Below are 16309 nucleotides of genomic sequence, written 5' to 3'. Positions count from 1 at the left end.
CTCAGGGGCGGATGAGAGCTTTGAGCGCGCGGCGCTCGGCCATGGCGCGGTAGGCGTCGGGAACGTCGTCGAGGCCGACGGTGCGGTCGAAGACACGGCCCGGATTGATGGCGCCGTTCAGGATGTCGGGCATGAGTTCTTCGATGTAGGCGCGGGCGGGGGCGGCTCCGCCGGTCAGGGTGATGTTGCGCATGATCAGGTCGAGGCCGAGGGGGCCTTGCTCGTACTGCGGCACGCCCAGGCGGCTGATCGTGCCGCCGTCGATGACGGAGCCGAGGGCGGTCCGCAGGCTCTGCAGGGTGCCGACGGCCTCGATGACACGGTCGGCGCCGTCGCCGCCGGTCAGCTCGCGTACCTTGGCCGCGGCTTCGTCGCCGCGGTCGGCGACGACGTCGGTGGCGCCGAAGTCGCGGCCCAGGCCGGTACGGTCGGTGTGGCGGCCCATGAGGATGATCTGTTCGGCGCCCAGGCGCTTGGCCGCGATCACGGCGGACAGGCCGACCGCGCCGTCGCCGATGACCACGACCCGGTCGCCGCGGCCCACCCCGGCGGTGACGGCGCCGTGGTGGCCGGTGCACAGCACGTCCGACAGGGTCAGCAAGGACGGCAGCAGAGGTGAGGTCTCCTCAACGGGAAGCTTGACCAAGGTGCCGTCGGCCACCGGGACGCGGACGGCTTCGCCCTGCCCGCCGTCGACGCCGTCCAGACCGTAGCGGCCGCCGTGCCGGCAGGAGGACTGCAGGCCCTTACGGCAGAAGTCGCAGGTGTTGTCGCAGTAGGTGAACGGCGTGACGACCAGGTCGCCTGCCCGCAAAGTCGCGACGTCGGAGCCGGTCTCCTCGACGACGCCGAGAAACTCGTGTCCCATCGGGCGGCCGATGCCGGTGGCGGGCATGGACGCGTACGGCCACAGGTCGCTGCCGCACACGCAGGACAGTACGACGCGGACGATCGCGTCGGCGGGCTGCTGGATCTTCGGGTCGGGCCGGTCCTCGACGCGGACGTCGCCGGCGCCGTACATGACGGTCGCACGCATGATGTCAGCGCTCCATCATTCGCAGGCCGGCTTCGTGGTGGGTGTCACCCTCGGCTGGAGGCAGGCTGGAGAGCTTGTCGATCTGCTGAGCGGTCAACTGGATGCCGTCGGCGGCGGTGTTCTCCTCGACGCGGCTGACGCGCTTGGTGCCGGGGATGGGGGCGATGTCGTCGCCCTGGGCCAGCAGCCAGGCCAGGGCGACCTGGGCCGGGGTGGCGCCGGCCTCGGCGGCGACGGCCTCGACCTCGTCGGCGATGCGCAGGTTGCGCTGGAAGTTCTCGCCGGTGAAGCGCGGGTTGCCGTGGCGGAAGTCGTCTTCCTTGAAGTCGTCGGTGGAACGGATCTTCCCGGTCAGGAAGCCGCGCCCCAACGGCGAGAACGGCACCAGGCCGATGCCCAGCTCGCGCAGCAGCGGCAGTACCCGCTCCTCCAGGCCCCGGGTCCACAGCGAGTACTCCGACTGCACGGCCGTGACCGGGTGGACGGCGTGGGCGCGGCGGATGGTGTCCGGGCCCGCCTCGGACAGGCCGATGTGGCGGATCTTGCCCTGCTCGACCAGTTCGGCGAGCGCGCCTGCGGTCTCCTCGATGGGTGTGTTCGGGTCGACGCGGTGCTGGTAGTACAGGTCGATGTGGTCGGTGCCGAGCCGCTTGAGCGAGCCTTCGACCGCGGTGCGGACGTTGGCCGGGCTGCTGTCCAGGTTCCAGGGGCCCGCGCCGCCGTGCGAGACCAGGCCGAACTTGGTGGCCAGCACGACCTGGTCGCGGCGGCCCTTCAGAGCCCGGCCGAGAAGCTCCTCGTTGGTGTACGGGCCGTAGATCTCGGCGGTGTCGATCAAGGTGACGCCGAGTTCCAGCGCCCGGTGAATGGTACGGATCGACTCGGCCTCGTCGGTGCCGGCGCCGGTGTAGCCATGGGACATCCCCATCGCGCCCAGACCGATGCGGGAGACCTCCAGGTCGCCCAGCATGATGTGCTTCATCGGGGTTTCTCCGTTTTCTGAAATGGATGTCGTGCGGCGTAGAGAACAGATGTCGCTCGTTGGTCGCGACAGATATCCACCTTCGTGTCGTCCCAGCTCCGGTGCCAGGGCGGGTCGTACCGGGGAGTGGCGTTCGGGGTAATGGCAGGGCCTCCCACCCGGCCACCGAGCACACCTGCGCGGTGTGAAACTGAAGACATGGCACTTCAGCGCACCACCAGCGGCAGCGATTCGGAGCTGGGCCGGTTCCTGCGCGCCCGCCGTACGCAGACCAGCCCCGAGCAGGTGGGCCTCATCATCGGCATGGGCCTGCGCCGGACTCCTGGGCTGCGCCGGGAAGAGCTGGCCACCCTCTCCGGGATCAGCATCGACTACTACGTACGTCTCGAGCGCGGCAAGGAGACCCGTCCCAGCCCTTCAGTGATCGACGCCCTCGCCCGCGCCCTGCAACTCGACGACCAGGAACACCAGCACCTGCGCGAGCTGGCCGCCCGCGCCGCCCACTATGCCTCCGAGCCGCCGCCTCCACCCAGCCGCACCGTACGCCCGCACCTGAAGCTGCTGCTGGAGACGATGCGCCCCAGCCCCGCCTACATCGTCAGCCGCAGCATGGACTTCCTCGCCTGGAACCCCGGCGGGCTCGCCCTGTACGCGGGCCTGGACGACTGGCCGCTCAAGCAGCGCAACCTCGCCCGGTACCTCTTCCTGCACCCCGCCTCCCACGACCTGTTCCCCGACTGGGACAACCAGGTCCGCGGCTGCGTCGCCCGCCTGCGCGCCCAGGCCGGCATCGCGCCGGACGCGCCCGACCTGACCAGCCTCGTCGGCGAACTCCTGCTGAAAAGCCCCGACTTCGCCAAGCTGTGGGAACGCTACGACGTGACCGGCCGCAAGCACACCCACAAGACCTTCCACCATCCCCACGTGGGCACCATCAAACTCAGCGCCCAGTCCATGAACCTGGAGGGCACCCCCGGCCAGCGCCTCGGCGTCTATGTCGCCGAGCCCGGCACCCCGGACCACGACGCGATGCTGCTGCTCGACATGAGCGCACCCCAGCGTGCCGCGAAGAACGAGACACAGCCTCACGCGCAGTCCTGACCCGCGCCTTCGAGACCCGACGAGCGCACGCCCACCCTGGCTCGCTAACGCCACGTTGCTGCTCACCGCCCCGTGGCGGAGTTCGTGTGGCGGGCGATGGATCTGCCGGAAGGAACCGCGGCGGTGCCGTGCTGTCCCGTGAAGCCGTGGCGAGCTGCTGGTGCTCTCGCGCTCGGCGGTCAGGATGGCTGGACTTCTTCGAAGATGGCGAGGGCTTGAGTGGGGTCCGGGCTCACGAGGCGTTCCAGACCGGCCGTCGTGATTTTCGCCCATCTGCCGGCCCGTGCCCACATCTGCTCCTCGAAGGCGCGGACGGCCTCGTCCAGATCTCTAGGGCCGGCGGCGATGGACTCGGCGAGTTCTGCGCCTTCCAGCATCGCGAGGTTCGCACCCGCCCCCAACGGGGGCATCAGGTGGGCGGCGTCGCCCAGCAGCGTCACCCCGGGGACGTGCGCCCAGGTGTGGGACACGGGCAGGACATAGAGGGGGCGGTGGACGAAAGCGGTGCCGTGGCGGAGGAGGTCGAGGACGGGAGCGGCCCAGCCGTCGAACACGGCCAGCAGGCTTGATCGCACGGCCTCGACGTCGTCCAGGTCCAGGCCCACGTCCAGGCCTGCGCGCCCGTTCAGGCCCATATGCCGGTCCAGGTTCGTGTGCCAGTCCAGTGGCGCGCGGAACTGGGCGCCCACCTTGATGTGGCCGCCGCTGTTGCGCTGGGCGACGAGGTTGCGGTTCACGCCGTACACGGCCATGGAACCGTCGCCGATCAGCCGGGCGAGGTCGGGGTGGCGGGTGTCGATGTCGTCCAGGGAGGTCTCGACGCGGGTGACGCCGGTGTAGTGCGGCGTCGCGGACGAGATTGCCGGGCGAACTCTGGACCAGGCGCCGTCCGCGCCGATCACGAGGTCGAAGGTCTCCTGTCGCCCGTCCGCGAAATGGACGAGCACGCCGTCCCGGGTCCCCGGCACTACCTCCGTCACGCCACGTCCCCACTGAATGTCGAGGGGGCCGCGCAGCAGGTCGCGGAGTTGCCCGCGGTCGATCTCGGGATTGGCCAGTTCACCCGGACGGGGTTTCCAGTCGCGAAGGACGGTCCCGTTCGTGTCCAGGATGCGCATGGCCTGCCCCTCGGGACGGGACAGCTTCTGGAACTCCGCCAGTAGCCCCGCCTTCTCCAGTGCGAGCTGGCCCATCCCTTCGTGCAGGTCCAGCGTGCCGCCCGGGGGACGGGCGTCGGGGGCGGGATCACGTTCGAGGACGGTGACGGGGTGACCATGGCGGTGCAGGACGCGGGCGAAGGTAAGGCCGGCGGGGCCGCCCCCGATAACGGCGATACGGTGTCTCATGGCGATACACTGTATTTGTTCGTGACGGTGTAACGCAACAGTACGACGTAGCGGCCATGCGCGCATACTCTTCGACGCCGACCACCAGGTCCTCACCGACCACCGGATGACCTGGGCGAGAGCGTGATGGGGGAGTAGCGTGAGGCAATGGATCGTCGCATCTTCGGCCTGGAGAACGAGTACGGCGTCACGTGCACGTTCCGGGGACAGCGCAGGCTGTCCCCGGACGAGGTGGCCCGCTACCTGTTCCGGCGGGTCGTGTCCTGGGGCCGGTCGAGTAACGTCTTCCTCCGCAACGGCGCCCGTCTGTACCTGGACGTCGGCAGCCATCCCGAGTACGCCACGCCCGAGTGTGACAACGTGATCGAGCTGGTCACGCATGACAAGGCGGGGGAGCGTATCCTGGAGGGCCTGCTCGTCGATGCCGAGAAGCGGCTGCGCGAAGAGGGCATCGCCGGTGACATCTATCTCTTCAAGAACAACACCGACTCCGCGGGAAACTCCTACGGCTGTCACGAGAACTACTGTGTGGGCCGGCACGGCGAGTTCGGGCGGCTGGCCGACGTACTGATCCCGTTCCTGGTCACCCGGCAGATCATCTGCGGCGCGGGCAAGGTGCTGCAGACCCCGCGCGGCGCGGTCTACTGCGTCTCGCAGCGCGCCGAGCACATCTGGGAGGGCGTGTCGTCGGCCACCACCCGGTCCCGGCCGATCATCAACACCCGGGACGAGCCGCACGGTGACGCCGAGCGGTTCCGCCGCCTGCACGTGATCGTCGGCGACTCCAACATGAGCGAGACCACGATGCTGCTCAAGGTCGGCGCGACCGATCTGGTGCTGCGCATGTTCGAGGCGGGCACCGTCATGCGCGACCTGTCGCTGGAGAACCCGATCCGGGCGATCCGCGAGGTCTCCCACGACATGACCGGGCGGCGGCGGGTGCGCCTGGCCAACGGGCGCGAGGCCTCCAGCCTGGAGATCCAGCAGGAATACCTGTCGAAGGCGAAGGACTTCGTCGAGCGCCGCGGCGGCGACGCGATCGCGCACCGGGTGCTGGAGCTGTGGGAGCGCACGCTGCACGCGGTCGACACCGGCAACCTCGACCTGGTGGCGCGCGAGATCGACTGGGTGACCAAATACCAGCTCATCGAGCGCTACCGCAATAAGTACGACCTGCCGCTGTCCTCGCCCAGGGTGGCGCAGCTCGACCTCGCCTACCACGACGTGCACCGCAAGCGCGGCCTGTTCTACCTGCTGCAGAAGCGCGGCTCGGTGGAGCGGGTGACCTCCGACATCAAGATCTTCGAGGCCAAGTCGGTGCCGCCGCAGACCACCAGGGCGCGGCTGCGCGGCGAGTTCATCCGCAAGGCGCAGGAGAAGCGGCGCGACTTCACCGTCGACTGGGTGCACCTGAAGCTGAACGACCAGGCCCAGCGCACCGTCCTGTGCAAGGACCCGTTCCGCAGCGTCGACGAGCGGGTGGACAAGCTCATCGCCGGCATGTGAACGAGCGGCCGGCCGGCACCTGGAGCTGAACGGCCGCACGCCGCCGGAGGATCGCCGTGGCGCTGAGTTACGGCAGGGCGACGGCGATGCCGCGGCCGCCGAAGAAGCTGTCCGTAGGTCGGAGGGATTGGCGGTCCTCTTTCTGGCGTACCTCTACAAAATGAGCCACACGGAGCCACGACAACAAGCCGAAGACTGAGCCGCTCTCTTGAAGCGCTCGCGGAAAGGAGATCATCAGGTGTCACAAGTGCTCGTCATCCTGACGTCCCACGGACAACTGGGCTCGACAGGACAGGCAACGGGCGTGGGGTTGCAGACGTTCGCGTCACCGTACTACGCACTGAAGGAGGCTGGCGTCGAGGTTGTCGTCGCATCACCCCTTGGTGGCGACCCGCCGGTCGATCCGTTGAGCTTCGGCGAGGGCGTCGAGACGGTGGCATTGCGGAGGTTGAACGAGGATGTCGACGCGCGAGCGCTACTGCGTGCGTCGCTGCCCCTGCGGAACGCGGCATCGACTGACTACGACGGCCTCTTTTTCGCGGGTGGCCATGGCGGGATGTGGGACTTCCCCGATGATCCCGTGGTCGGTGGCCTCATCGCCGCAGCGCTGAACGCGGGCAAGCCCGTCGCCGCGGTGTGCCACGGTGTTGCCGCATTGTGCGGGGCCGATCCGGTGAGCGGCCGACCATTTGTCGAGGGTCGGAAGGTGACGGCACTGACGAACCGGGAGGAGGCCGCACTCGAACGCGACGCTCTCGTGCCGTTCTTGTTGCAGGAGCGACTCATGAAACTGGGTGCCGAGTTCGAGGAGGCGGCCGAATTCACCTCGCACGTCGTGGTCCACGGCTCTCTGATCACCGGGCAGAACATGCGGTCGGCAGACGAAGCTTCGCGCGCCTTTCTAGCCGCACTCGCCTCGCGGTGCGCATAGGACCAGGTCGCACCGACCCACAGCCAAGAGTCGAAACCAACCTCCTCGACAACGCGGCCGGAGCGGTTGAGGAAACGCTCTCCGGCGGAGTGCTGATGGTCCGTAACACCGGCCCGCACGTTCCCCAGGAACGCTTGCGCGTCCCGATTTGAGGGCTCATAGCCGGGCGCTGGCTCGTCGGTCAGAGGGTGTCAAGGCAAGCGTGATGGGGCTCATCGACGCGGTCGACACGCTGATTCTCGGCGCGAATACCTACGCCCAGGCCAAGGGCTACTGGCCGACGCCCCTGGGGCGACTTTCCTGCCGCGACCGTGACGCGCGACCCTGCCGCCACCATCCGGGAGCTCAAGGAGCAGAGCGGTAAGGACATCTGGCTGTGGGGGAGCTTGAAACTCATGCACTCCCTGCTGGACGCTGGCGTCGTCGACGTAGTCCAGATGCTGGTCTGCCCGGTGTCACGCGGCAAGGGAATGCGCATTTTCGAGGATCGGCAGGACCTGAAGCTCGTTCGAAAACGGCGTGGCACTTCTGCGCTACGAGATCAAGAAATATGCGGAAGGTCCGCACTTTCGAAGAATCGGACGCCGTCACAGACAGCAGCCATCCCGCCGCGGCCGCACTTACCCCACTGTCCTGGAAAGCCTGGCCTTCACGTGTGTGCCGCGACTCCCGACGTCAAGGAGACGGCATGGTGATCGAGGAACAGCCGGGCGACCAGGTCGCCGCGTGAACCGGTGCCCGACTTGGCGAAGATCGACTTCAGGTGGTCCTGCACGGTGTACGACGACACGTGCAGCCGACCGGCGATCTGCTTGGTGGACAAGCCCTTGGCCACCAGCCTGGGTGCGCGCTCGGGCCCTGGCCGGCCGGAGATCGGTCGGCGCAGGTGCCGCACTCGTTGCCGGGCCGCAGAGGGAACGGGCCTGGCGGGCGACAGCGGAGATCACCAGAGGCAGCCGAGCGCCCGCTCTGTCACCGGTGCCCAGCTCGTCCAGCAGGCGATCCGCTGCCTTGTCGGACATGCGCACGCCGTCATCGGCGTCGAGGATCAGCAGACCGACGTCGTCGTCACCGGCCTGTGCGTCACCGAGCAACAGGCCGCGCCGTAGTCCATCGGTGATCAGGGGGCGATCGACGATACGAACTCCACCTCGGCCAAGGAGAAGTACGGGCGCTTGGCCTCCCGGAACACGGTCAGCTGCCCCCAGGTCCCCGTGCTGCCGGCGAGCACCACCCGCAACTCATCGGAGAATCCTCCGGGGCGACGGATCTCCCGCTGGCGCAGGCTACGGTCGAGGTCACCGGCGGGTCCGCCGCAGCGCCGCCTCATTGTCGATCTGCCCGGGCGGCAACGCGGCCGCGGCCACGCCGTCGGCAATGCCGATAAAGGCTTGATTCTCAGAAACCCTCGATTTCCAGAGAAGATCACCAGACGGCTTCGCAGGGCTGGTGCGCAAGGTCATCGCGTACGGAATCGGCGTCCCCCACGCGGTGCGCAGGCGTTTTGCGGTCGTGTTCACCAGCAGAACTCATCGCCTGCGCGGTGACATTTGTATCTGTTCACCGGGGCGGCCACGGCGACAAGGTGGACTTCATCGGAGACCGCCCGGGCAGGCCGGGCCGCACAAAGGGAGCCCAACGCCATGATCACCGTCGATAGCACCCTCGCCGCCGGCGCCTGGGTCGGCGATCCCGTTCATTCCGACATCTCGTTCAAGGTCCGCCACATGGGCGTCGGCAAGGTCAGGGGGAAGTTCGCGCTCGCCTCGGCGGCGCTGAGCGTCGGCGAGGGCGGCGGCCGGGTGACCGCCCTCATCGACCCCGCCTCTGTGCACACCGGCAACGAACAGCGCGACCAGCACCTCCGGTCGGCCGATTTCCTGGACGTGGAGAAGTACCCGCAGATCGAGTTCACCTCGACCGAGGTCCGCGGCTTCGACGGCGAGACCTTCATCCTGGTGGGAGAGTTGACCCTGCACGGTGTCACCAGGACCGTCGAGATGGAGGCCGAGTTCCTCGGCGTCGTCGACGACCCGTCAGGCGCGGAGCGGACCGGGTTCTCGGCGACCACCACCATCAGCCGCGCCGCGTTCGGCGTCGACATCCAGCTCGGCTTCGGCGCAGGCAACGTCGTGGTCGCCGACACCATCGAGATCGCCATCGAGATCGAGTTCACGGCCACCGAATCGGACCCGCGATGACTCTCGTGGCACCGCGTTGGACGTACTGAAAGGACCGGAAACGTGAGTAAGACCGTGCTGTACATGTCGATGTCGGTGGACGGGTTCATCGCCGGGCCGAATGCGGGGCCGGGCAACGGGCTCGGTGACAAAGGGCATCGGCTGCATGAGTGGTTTCTGCCGGATGCCGACGCCGATCACAGGAGAGACCTCGACCGCCTGGCGGGCGTGAACCATGAGGTCATGGACGAGGTCATGGCCACCGGGGCGGTCGTCGTCGGCCGGCGGACGTTCGAGCTCGCCGACGGCTGGGACGGCGACCACCACGATGGCGTGCCGATCTTCGTCCTGAGCCGTCATCAGCCCGATCCAGAGCTGCGATGGCCCAGGGTCACCTATGTGAGCGACGTAACGGCCGCGATGAACATGGCCAAGGACGTGGCCGGCGACAAGGACGTACTGGTCCACGGAGCCCGCACCGCTCAGCTGGCACTTGCCGCCGGCGTCCTCGACGAGCTGCAGATTCACCTGGTCCCGGTCCTGATCGGACAGGGTGAACCGCTCTTCGAGGACATGCCGCCCGACCACATCGAGCTTGAACTGCTCCGTGCCGCGGACGGGCCGGGCGTGACGCACCTGCGTTACCGCGTGAGGACGGGGGGCTGAGGCGATGGCGCTCATCCGGCTGTACATGACCATGTCCCTGGACGGTTACGTCACCGGGCCGCAGGACAGCCCGGACACCCCGCTGGGAATCGGCGGGTTCCGGCTTTTCAACTGGCTCGACCGGCGCAACGCCCCGGGACCCAGCGGACAGGTGTACACCGAGGCGCTGGCCACCCGCGCCGTCATCGCCGGCCGCCGCACCTACGAGCACGCCGACCGCTGGCAGGGCGACCATCACGACGGCGTCCCCGTCTTCGTCCTGACCCACGACGTCCCGGACGACCCGCCGCCGGGCAGCGTCCGCTACGTCACCGACGTCGGCGAGTGCGCCGCACAGGCCCGCGCGGCGGCGGGGGACGGCGACGTGATGGTGCACGGTGCCGGGGCGGCGCAGGCGCTGCTGCGGGCAGGGCAGCTCGACGAGTTGGAACTGCATGTCGTACCGGTCCTGCTCGGGCAGGGACGTCGGCTGTTCGACGACCTGCCGGCCGAGCACATCGAACTCGACCCGGTCCGCCGGTTGACCACGCCGCAGGTCGAGGACCTCACGCAGCACGTCACGCACCTGCGCTACCGCATCCACCGCCCATGACCCCGCGAAGCCCCGGCTTCAACTGCGTCACCCTGTGACAGATACATCACGGAGAGTGAAGCGACTACCTGACCGAGGAGGAACTGCGCCGCGAAATCCATGAGGGGCTCAACGTGGTGGAGAACTGGAACTCGGCCAACAAGGACATCTTCTACGGCAAGGCCGGTGATCTGACCGGCGACGACCGCGATCACGTCAAGGTCTCCGCGCTGGCCCTGCACCTGGTCCAAGCCGCGATCGACCGCCACGACCCCGACGGCATCGCCTGAGCAGGGTGCGGTCGTGGCGGTAGGTGGCGGCGAGGATCGCGAAGCTGATGGCGTCGATCGCGATGACGGCCGCGGCGTTGGTCGCGCTGATGAGGATGCTCGCCAGCAGCCTCACATGAAGGGCGAGGCTCAGCTCGTTCGTGGCAGCGCGTCAGCCCCCGCCTGGTGGGTCGCTTGGCCGGCCGGTGATGGCCTGATCCTGCCGCTGGAGGATCTCCTCGAACTCCTGGAGGTCGTCGTAGTTGCTGAGGACGATGCCGACCCAACCGGAGTCCAGGTAGATGGTCCAGCTGGCGCTGACACCGCCGCTGCCACCGCCGCGGTTGAACACCCACTGGCCGTTGTTGATGTGGAGCGGACCCACGTACGCCTTGAACGCCGGGGCGCCGAGTCGGTCACCGGGGCCGGGGAGCTTGGCCCCGGTGTACAGGTCGGCGTAGGGCCGGTCCAGCACCGTGCCGTCGCTCAGCGCGCGCGCGAACCGGGCCAGGTCCGGCGCGGTGGCGAAGACGTTGCCGATGAAGCTGCGGCCCGGATTCTCGTATGGTCCCTGCTGGCTCAGGCTGTCCTTGTCCAGGTTGCGGACGGCGTCCACCCGGCTGCCGTCGGGCTGCCGCATGTACGGGTGCGCGATGTGCTCGTCGGTGAGCCATTGCGTCCTGGTGTAGTACGCCGAGCCGCGCATGCCCGCGCGTCCGAAGACGTGCTCGTGCATGTAGTCCCAGTACGTCGTGCCGGTCACGGCCTCCACGATCTGCGCGGCGATGGCGCCGGCGACGGCGCCGCCGGCGGTGTGGCCGCTGGAGCCCGCGCCGGGGACCCCCACCAGCCTCGCCTGCCGGGCCCATTGCTGGTTGTACTCGTGCACCTCTTCCCGGCTGTTGAAGACGCGATGCACGTCCAGCACCGGCGCGTCCATCCAGGACATGCCGATGATCAGGTGGTGGATGGTCACCTTCTCGGCGATGTCTGTGGCGATGCCGTCCAGGTAGGTGCCCACCGTGTCCGACAGCTTCACCTCGCCGCGCTGCACCAGCTGCAGGACGGCCATGGGCAGGAACGGCCCGCCCGCCGAAGAGAGGTTGAATGCGACGTTCTCGTGGTTGCGGATCCCTCTTTCCCTGTCGGCCATGCCGTAGCTGCGCGACAGCACCGTCCGGCCCCGGTACGACAGCAGCACCACGCCGGAGAACTTGTCCTGTGCGGCCAGCTGCGCCACGAACCGGTCGTAGGCCCCGCCGGGCAGGGTGTCCGGCGGGATCCGATCCTGCCCGGACGGCTCGGACGCGGCGGCGGGGGCGGTGTCGGCGTGGCCGAGCCCAGCGCCTGACAGCGGCGTGCCGACCGCCATCACACCGGCTGCCAGCCCGCCCCATCCGAGCAGCCGCCGTCGCTCGACACCACGTACGGAATCCGAGTCCATGTCATCGCCCTCCCCGCGCGAGGGAGGAGGCGAGTGCTCGTTGAGGGACGCGATGGTTCCGCGCGCTGTTGGTCATGGCTGCGATACTTCGTCGCCAATGTCATCGGCCCGCGCGCATGATGTCACCGTCTCTCGACAAGCCCCTGATCTCGACCGGGACTCCGTGACAGTGGGTGTCGGCCGCAGCGCGGTACCGGAGTTTTAGGTCGGCGGCTTGCGGGCGACGATGCCCACTGTGTCGGCCACCCTGGCGGCGAGCGACAGGACCCGCTTGCCGAACGCCCCCACCCGGATCGGTGGGTGTGGCTGCTGCACGGGTTTGGGGAGGCCGTTGAGGGTGTGTACGGTGTAGTGCTCGCCCTTGAACTGGAAGGGCTCCGGTCCCCACAGGCCCTTGATCACCTGGACGGATTCCTCCAGGCGGCTGGCACGGACGTCGAGCGGATCCCGGCCCAGTCCGAAGAACAGCTCGTGCTCGACCTGCACGCGCCGGCGCCGATGCCGAGTTCCATACGCCCGTCGGAGAGCACGTCGATGGTGGCTGCGTCCTTGGGGGCCGGCCGGAATACGCCAGAAACGGGCCGCGTGGTGGTGAGAGGGGTTGATCGCTAAGGTAGGAGCGCTGCCAGCTCGGTGATCTTTCCGGGGGCTAGGGATGACGTCGATCGATCGGACGGCGTATCCCCGGTTTGCGCGGGTGATGTCGGCCCGCGAGTTGGCCGAGACCTTCACCCCCACTGATGATGAGGTGGACTGGGCCCGGGGCCGTACTCAGGACGAGCAGCATCTGCTGGCTCTGCTGGTGTGGTTGAAGTCCTACCAGCGGCTAGGTTACTTTCCGAAGCTGGATCAGGTGCCGTCGGCGGCGGCCGCGCACGTACGCGGCATGCTGGAGCTGCCGGAGTCGGTCGAACTGGAGCAGGCCGCAGAGCGGTCGGCCAAGCGGCACCGGCAGTTCGTGCGGCGGACCTGATCAATGTGGCGCTGGAGGAGTTGGGGTGCCGTTAACCAACGTGTCATAGGCCGCCAAACCTCGAAGATCCCTTGCCTGACCTTCTGTAATGCCGAAGGGCCCGGCGCGGATCTATGGGCATGGAACGTCCGCCGCTTGGCATGGATGAACTCATCGAGCACTGGACTGTGTTGAGCGATGAGGCTGGCCTGGTCAGTGCGAAGCAGGAAGGCACTCGTCTGGCCTTCGCGCTTTTGCTGGGGTACTTCACGCAGCACGGGCGCTTCCCGGGCTTCCGGCCGAGGTGGATCCCGCCTGCCTGCTGGTCATGCTGAGGGCCGCCGCCATGGCGACCACCACGCTGCCGAACGTCGTCGAAGGCGTCTGCGGCACGGATCCCAGTCTCCCGAGTTCCCCGAGCATTTCGCCGATCAGGTCGCGATCCTCGCCCGGCTCATCGGGCTCGACCCCGCCTGACCCCGCGGCGCTACCTGCCCGGCGCGCCCGCAACCGGCCGGGAGGCGGCCGAGCGTCTGTGCCAGAACGGGGCGTCCGGCCAGCGGGTCTCGACGCCGTAGTAGCCGCGGCGTTGCAGCAGGTAGGAGGTGTAGCGGGCGCGGGTCCGCCGTTCGTGGGCGGCAAGGGGGAGAGGGTCGCCGCCGAGGGCCGCGCGGACTCCGGCCGCCACCGCGAACCCCGAGCGCAGGGCAGTCACGACGCCGGCCGAGGAGAGGGGGTCCAGCGCGGTCGCGGCGTCCCCCGCCGCTGCCCAGCCAGCGCCGTACAGGCGTGTCAGGCAGTACGAGGCGGCCGGGACCGTACGCACGGCCGGCGGCGGGCCGGGACGGCCGAGCAGGCCGAAGACCTGCCGGGTGCGGCGCAGGAGGGCATGCCAGCCTGCCGGGGCGGCGGCCGACGAGCGCCGGATGACGTCGGGGTCGCTGAAGAACGCCGCGACGGTCCGCGCCGGGCCGAGCGCGGCGGCGTACCACCAGCCGTCCTCCGCCGATTCGAGCACGGTGTGCTGCGGCGTCCCCGGCATGCGGGGGACGTGCGCGTACGCGCACATCTGCCGGTCCGCCCGGAGCGGCGCGGCGAGCCGCCGGGCCAGCACGCCGGCCCGGCCCGAGGCGTCCACCGCGAAGCCCGCGCGCACTTCGCCGCCCGGCACCACCAGCCGCCAGCCGTCGCTGTCCCGCCGCGCCCCGGCCACCCGCGTCCCCTCCAGCACGACCGCCCCCGCCGACCGGGCCGCCGCGACGAGGCCCGCGTCGAGGACGTCGCGGTCGACCAGCCAGCCGCCGCCGAGCGGGTCGGTGAAGGCGTCCCGGCGGGCCAGGCCGGGCGCCCCCCACGCCGAGGCGACGCCCGGCGATGGCGGGTGCCCGTCCCGCTCGAACCGCTCCCACGCCCCCATCCGCCGCAGCAGCGGGCCGGCCTCCGCCGGGATCGACTCGACCATCCGGGGCCGCTCCCGGCGCTCCTCGCCGAGGAGGACCACGCCGACGCCGGCCGCCCGCAGCGCGACCGCCGCCGCGCATCCGGCCGGCCCGGCGCCGACCACCGCCACCTCGGCCCGGATCATCGGGCGCCCGGGGGTTCGTCGCGGGGCAGGGTCCGCTCGACCTCGACGAACAGGGGGTCGTCCGCGGTGCCCTTGTTGACCACGAAGCCGAGCCGGGACCAGAGGGTGACCATGTCCAGGTCGTCGGCGAACCCGACGTAGTCGTCGGCGTTCTGGTCCCCGTCCGTACCCACCCAGGGCACCTGCCGCAGTCCGTCCTTGTCCTCGACGTACACGAAATCGGGCCGCTGCACCGGCCACCACCAGACGAACCGATCGCCGACCTGCTGCTGGGAGCACTCGTTGAAGTCGGCCTGCCAGGGCAGCGCCATGTACTTGGACAGGTCGCCGGGCTCCAGCCCGAGGCTCGGGTCGCCGCCGAGCGAGAGCGGCGGCCGCACGCCGGTCTTGCGGCGGATCCGGAACGGCTCGGCGTAAATGTCGGGGTTCCGGCAGATCCAGGTCATCTCGATGCCCGGGGAGAACGCCCCGCCGACGCATGCCGACAGCGCGACCCGGTCCCGCAGCTCGCCGGGGGACGGCTCGGGCGCGCCCTTGACCGTGAAGTTCCCCGCCGCCCACTGCTGCAGGAAGAAGAACTGCGTCCTGGTCAGGGTGAGGTAGCGGGACGCGAGCGGGCCCGGCTCGAAGCAGTTGTCCCCGCACAGGAACGGCATCAGCGGCAACCCGCCGTCGGGCGAGGCGAACAGGTCGGATCTGTCGGGCGGCCGGATGAGGTCGAGGTAGAAGCGGCGCAGCCCGTTGAAGACGGGGGAAGGGTCGCCGAGCTTGTCGAAGTCGGGATCGTGTGGGTGGGACGGGATCGCGACGACCCACCGGTAGTGGTGCGCCCGCGAAAGGATCGGCTTGATGTCAGCCTCCCAGTCGGGCAGGTGGTCGCGCTGCCAGAGTCCGTCGTGGAAGATCTCCGGCCGCAGGCCCAGCTTCCGCACCGCCACGTCGAAGATCGTGTCGTGGAGCGTGACGAGGTTGGTCAGCTCGGGGGCGAACCGGGGCGGGGCCGCGATCACCCACACGGACGCGTCCACGTCCACCGTCCGGCCGTCCCGCATGACGATTCGGGCCGTGACCGGGCCGTCGGCGGTGTCGTCCCACCACGAGTCGTTGTTGGCGTAGTCGTCCACGACCGGATCGGCGGCGGTGCTGCCCGAGGCGCCGTAGCCGCCGAGCACGATGAGCCGCCCTTCCTCATCGGTGCGCAACTCGCCGAGGCTGTCGACGGACCTCGGCCGGAGGTTCTCCGGCGGGAAGGTCATCGGGTAGCCGTCGGGGTTATCGGTCCGTGAGAAGGCGACCCTTTGACCGGGCTTCGTCAGCGTACGCGGCCCCGGATCGATGATCATCTTTTCCCGTTCGGCGGGATCGGTCACTCCGGCGTTGCGCAGCGGGTGGTCCGGTGCGTAACCCGACTCGCCGGCGTTGACGATGAACTCGTACCAGATCGCCTTCTTGTTGGCGAGATGGACGGTCCACTCGATCCGCTCGACGCCGTCCCGCCCGGGACGTACCGGGCGGCCGGGGTCGGTCTCGTCGCGATAGGAGTAGACCTCGAACCGCTCGCCCTGCCGGCGCAGCCGCCCCTCACCGTCCCGGAAGTCGGCGGGGGTGAATGTGCCGCCGCCGGGCAGGATCGGCAGGCTGCCGGGCCGCTCCGGGGCGAGGTAGAACTCGGGGCTGTCGCCGACCCGGACGACGCCGATGGCCGGATGGATGCGATAGGACATTGCTGCGGTCTCCCTG

At 69.3% G+C, this 16309-nt stretch carries 21 protein-coding genes; 10 read left to right on the top strand and 11 right to left on the bottom strand.

Annotation, left to right across the window (positions count from 1 at the left end; translation table 11 throughout):
• Window position 1: 1 nt before the first annotated feature.
• Together AB0B91_RS31635 and AB0B91_RS31630 are read right to left on the bottom strand one after the other, a co-directional pair.
• The gene (locus AB0B91_RS31635; RefSeq protein ID WP_358327284.1) at window positions 2-1036 is read right to left on the bottom strand and encodes an alcohol dehydrogenase catalytic domain-containing protein; all 1035 of its coding nucleotides are present in this window, start codon (window positions 1034-1036) and stop codon (window positions 2-4) included.
• A gap of 4 nt (window positions 1037-1040) precedes the next feature.
• Complete coding sequence (locus AB0B91_RS31630) at window positions 1041-2018, bottom strand: aldo/keto reductase (RefSeq protein ID WP_358327282.1); 978 nt, start codon at window positions 2016-2018, stop codon at window positions 1041-1043.
• 198 nt (window positions 2019-2216) lie between these two features.
• Between AB0B91_RS31630 and AB0B91_RS31625 the strand changes: the two genes are divergently transcribed.
• A complete protein-coding gene (locus AB0B91_RS31625) occupies window positions 2217-3119 on the top strand; it encodes a helix-turn-helix transcriptional regulator (RefSeq protein WP_358327280.1) in 903 nt (300 codons plus the stop codon).
• 179 nt (window positions 3120-3298) lie between these two features.
• On the opposite strand, the gene AB0B91_RS31620 is transcribed toward AB0B91_RS31625, so the two are convergent.
• Entirely contained in the window at window positions 3299-4465 is a 1167-nt protein-coding gene (locus tag AB0B91_RS31620) for an NAD(P)/FAD-dependent oxidoreductase (protein WP_358327278.1), read from the bottom strand.
• Between the two features lie 147 nt (window positions 4466-4612).
• On the opposite strand from AB0B91_RS31620, the gene pafA reads away from it, so the two are divergent.
• The 3 genes from pafA to AB0B91_RS31605 all read left to right on the top strand — a co-directional run bounded on the left by pafA (window position 4613) and on the right by AB0B91_RS31605 (window position 7597).
• Window positions 4613-5971, top strand: a complete 1359-nt coding sequence (gene pafA, locus AB0B91_RS31615) for a Pup--protein ligase (RefSeq protein ID WP_358327276.1) — start codon at window positions 4613-4615, stop codon at window positions 5969-5971.
• A gap of 247 nt (window positions 5972-6218) precedes the next feature.
• Window positions 6219-6902, top strand: a complete 684-nt coding sequence (locus tag AB0B91_RS31610) for a type 1 glutamine amidotransferase domain-containing protein (protein ID WP_358327274.1) — start codon at window positions 6219-6221, stop codon at window positions 6900-6902.
• 311 nt (window positions 6903-7213) lie between these two features.
• The gene (locus AB0B91_RS31605; RefSeq protein WP_358327272.1) at window positions 7214-7597 is read left to right on the top strand and encodes a dihydrofolate reductase family protein; all 384 of its coding nucleotides are present in this window, start codon (window positions 7214-7216) and stop codon (window positions 7595-7597) included.
• Here AB0B91_RS31605 and AB0B91_RS31600 read toward each other — a convergent pair.
• On the bottom strand, window positions 7552-7725 hold the full coding sequence (locus AB0B91_RS31600) for a LuxR C-terminal-related transcriptional regulator (protein ID WP_358327270.1): 174 nt from the start codon (window positions 7723-7725) through the stop codon (window positions 7552-7554). The two genes, AB0B91_RS31605 and AB0B91_RS31600, sit on opposite strands and share 46 nt — an antisense overlap.
• Here AB0B91_RS31600 and AB0B91_RS31595 point away from each other — a divergent pair.
• Window positions 7718-8011, top strand: coding sequence for a hypothetical protein (locus AB0B91_RS31595; RefSeq protein WP_358327268.1), 294 nt, complete (start codon window positions 7718-7720; stop codon window positions 8009-8011). The two genes, AB0B91_RS31600 and AB0B91_RS31595, sit on opposite strands and share 8 nt — an antisense overlap.
• 11 nt (window positions 8012-8022) lie before the next feature.
• Here AB0B91_RS31595 and AB0B91_RS31590 read toward each other — a convergent pair whose 3' ends face one another.
• Entirely contained in the window at window positions 8023-8232 is a 210-nt protein-coding gene (locus AB0B91_RS31590) for a hypothetical protein (RefSeq protein ID WP_358327266.1), read from the bottom strand.
• The gene (locus AB0B91_RS31585) at window positions 8201-8422 is read right to left on the bottom strand and encodes a hypothetical protein (protein ID WP_358327264.1); all 222 of its coding nucleotides are present in this window, start codon (window positions 8420-8422) and stop codon (window positions 8201-8203) included. Before AB0B91_RS31585 ends, AB0B91_RS31590 begins: the two co-directional genes overlap by 32 nt.
• A 123-nt stretch (window positions 8423-8545) precedes the next feature.
• Here AB0B91_RS31585 and AB0B91_RS31580 point away from each other — a divergent pair, with 123 nt between their 5' ends.
• The 4 genes from AB0B91_RS31580 to AB0B91_RS31565 all read left to right on the top strand — a co-directional run bounded on the left by AB0B91_RS31580 (window position 8546) and on the right by AB0B91_RS31565 (window position 10609).
• Window positions 8546-9103, top strand: a complete 558-nt coding sequence (locus AB0B91_RS31580; protein ID WP_358327262.1) for a YceI family protein — start codon at window positions 8546-8548, stop codon at window positions 9101-9103.
• A gap of 42 nt (window positions 9104-9145) precedes the next feature.
• A complete protein-coding gene (locus AB0B91_RS31575; RefSeq protein WP_358327260.1) occupies window positions 9146-9748 on the top strand; it encodes a dihydrofolate reductase family protein in 603 nt (200 codons plus the stop codon).
• A gap of 4 nt (window positions 9749-9752) precedes the next feature.
• A complete protein-coding gene (locus tag AB0B91_RS31570; RefSeq protein ID WP_358327259.1) occupies window positions 9753-10340 on the top strand; it encodes a dihydrofolate reductase family protein in 588 nt (195 codons plus the stop codon).
• A gap of 68 nt (window positions 10341-10408) precedes the next feature.
• Window positions 10409-10609 (top strand): Tn3 family transposase, encoded by a 201-nt coding sequence (locus AB0B91_RS31565; protein WP_358327883.1) that lies wholly within the window; start codon window positions 10409-10411, stop codon window positions 10607-10609.
• A 151-nt stretch (window positions 10610-10760) separates the two neighbouring features.
• Here the strand turns inward: AB0B91_RS31565 and AB0B91_RS31560 are convergent, their stop codons facing one another.
• Entirely contained in the window at window positions 10761-12032 is a 1272-nt protein-coding gene (locus AB0B91_RS31560) for a serine hydrolase domain-containing protein (RefSeq protein ID WP_358327257.1), read from the bottom strand.
• 201 nt (window positions 12033-12233) lie between these two features.
• On the bottom strand, window positions 12234-12518 hold the full coding sequence (locus AB0B91_RS31555) for an LLM class flavin-dependent oxidoreductase (RefSeq protein WP_358327255.1): 285 nt from the start codon (window positions 12516-12518) through the stop codon (window positions 12234-12236).
• Between the two features lie 169 nt (window positions 12519-12687).
• On the opposite strand from AB0B91_RS31555, the gene AB0B91_RS31550 reads away from it, so the two are divergent.
• A complete protein-coding gene (locus tag AB0B91_RS31550; RefSeq protein WP_358327253.1) occupies window positions 12688-13005 on the top strand; it encodes a DUF4158 domain-containing protein in 318 nt (105 codons plus the stop codon).
• A 246-nt stretch (window positions 13006-13251) separates the two neighbouring features.
• Here the strand turns inward: AB0B91_RS31550 and AB0B91_RS31545 are convergent, their stop codons facing one another.
• From AB0B91_RS31545 to AB0B91_RS31535, 3 genes are all read right to left on the bottom strand, one after another.
• Window positions 13252-13377 (bottom strand): hypothetical protein, encoded by a 126-nt coding sequence (locus tag AB0B91_RS31545; protein ID WP_358327251.1) that lies wholly within the window; start codon window positions 13375-13377, stop codon window positions 13252-13254.
• A gap of 94 nt (window positions 13378-13471) precedes the next feature.
• Entirely contained in the window at window positions 13472-14569 is a 1098-nt protein-coding gene (locus AB0B91_RS31540; RefSeq protein ID WP_358327249.1) for an FAD-dependent monooxygenase, read from the bottom strand.
• Window positions 14566-16293 carry a LodA/GoxA family CTQ-dependent oxidase gene (locus AB0B91_RS31535; protein WP_358327247.1) on the bottom strand — a complete coding sequence of 576 codons (1728 nt, stop codon included), beginning with the start codon at window positions 16291-16293 and terminating at the stop codon, window positions 14566-14568. Before AB0B91_RS31535 ends, AB0B91_RS31540 begins: the two co-directional genes overlap by 4 nt.
• Window positions 16294-16309: the final 16 nt, after the last annotated feature.

The sequence above is a fragment of the Nonomuraea sp. NPDC049141 genome (genome assembly GCF_040648415.1).
In the GTDB taxonomy this organism is placed as follows: Bacteria; Actinomycetota; Actinomycetes; order Streptosporangiales; family Streptosporangiaceae; genus Nonomuraea.
Note: the sequence above shows the minus strand (reverse complement) of the source record. Positions and strands in the feature narration are given on the sequence as shown.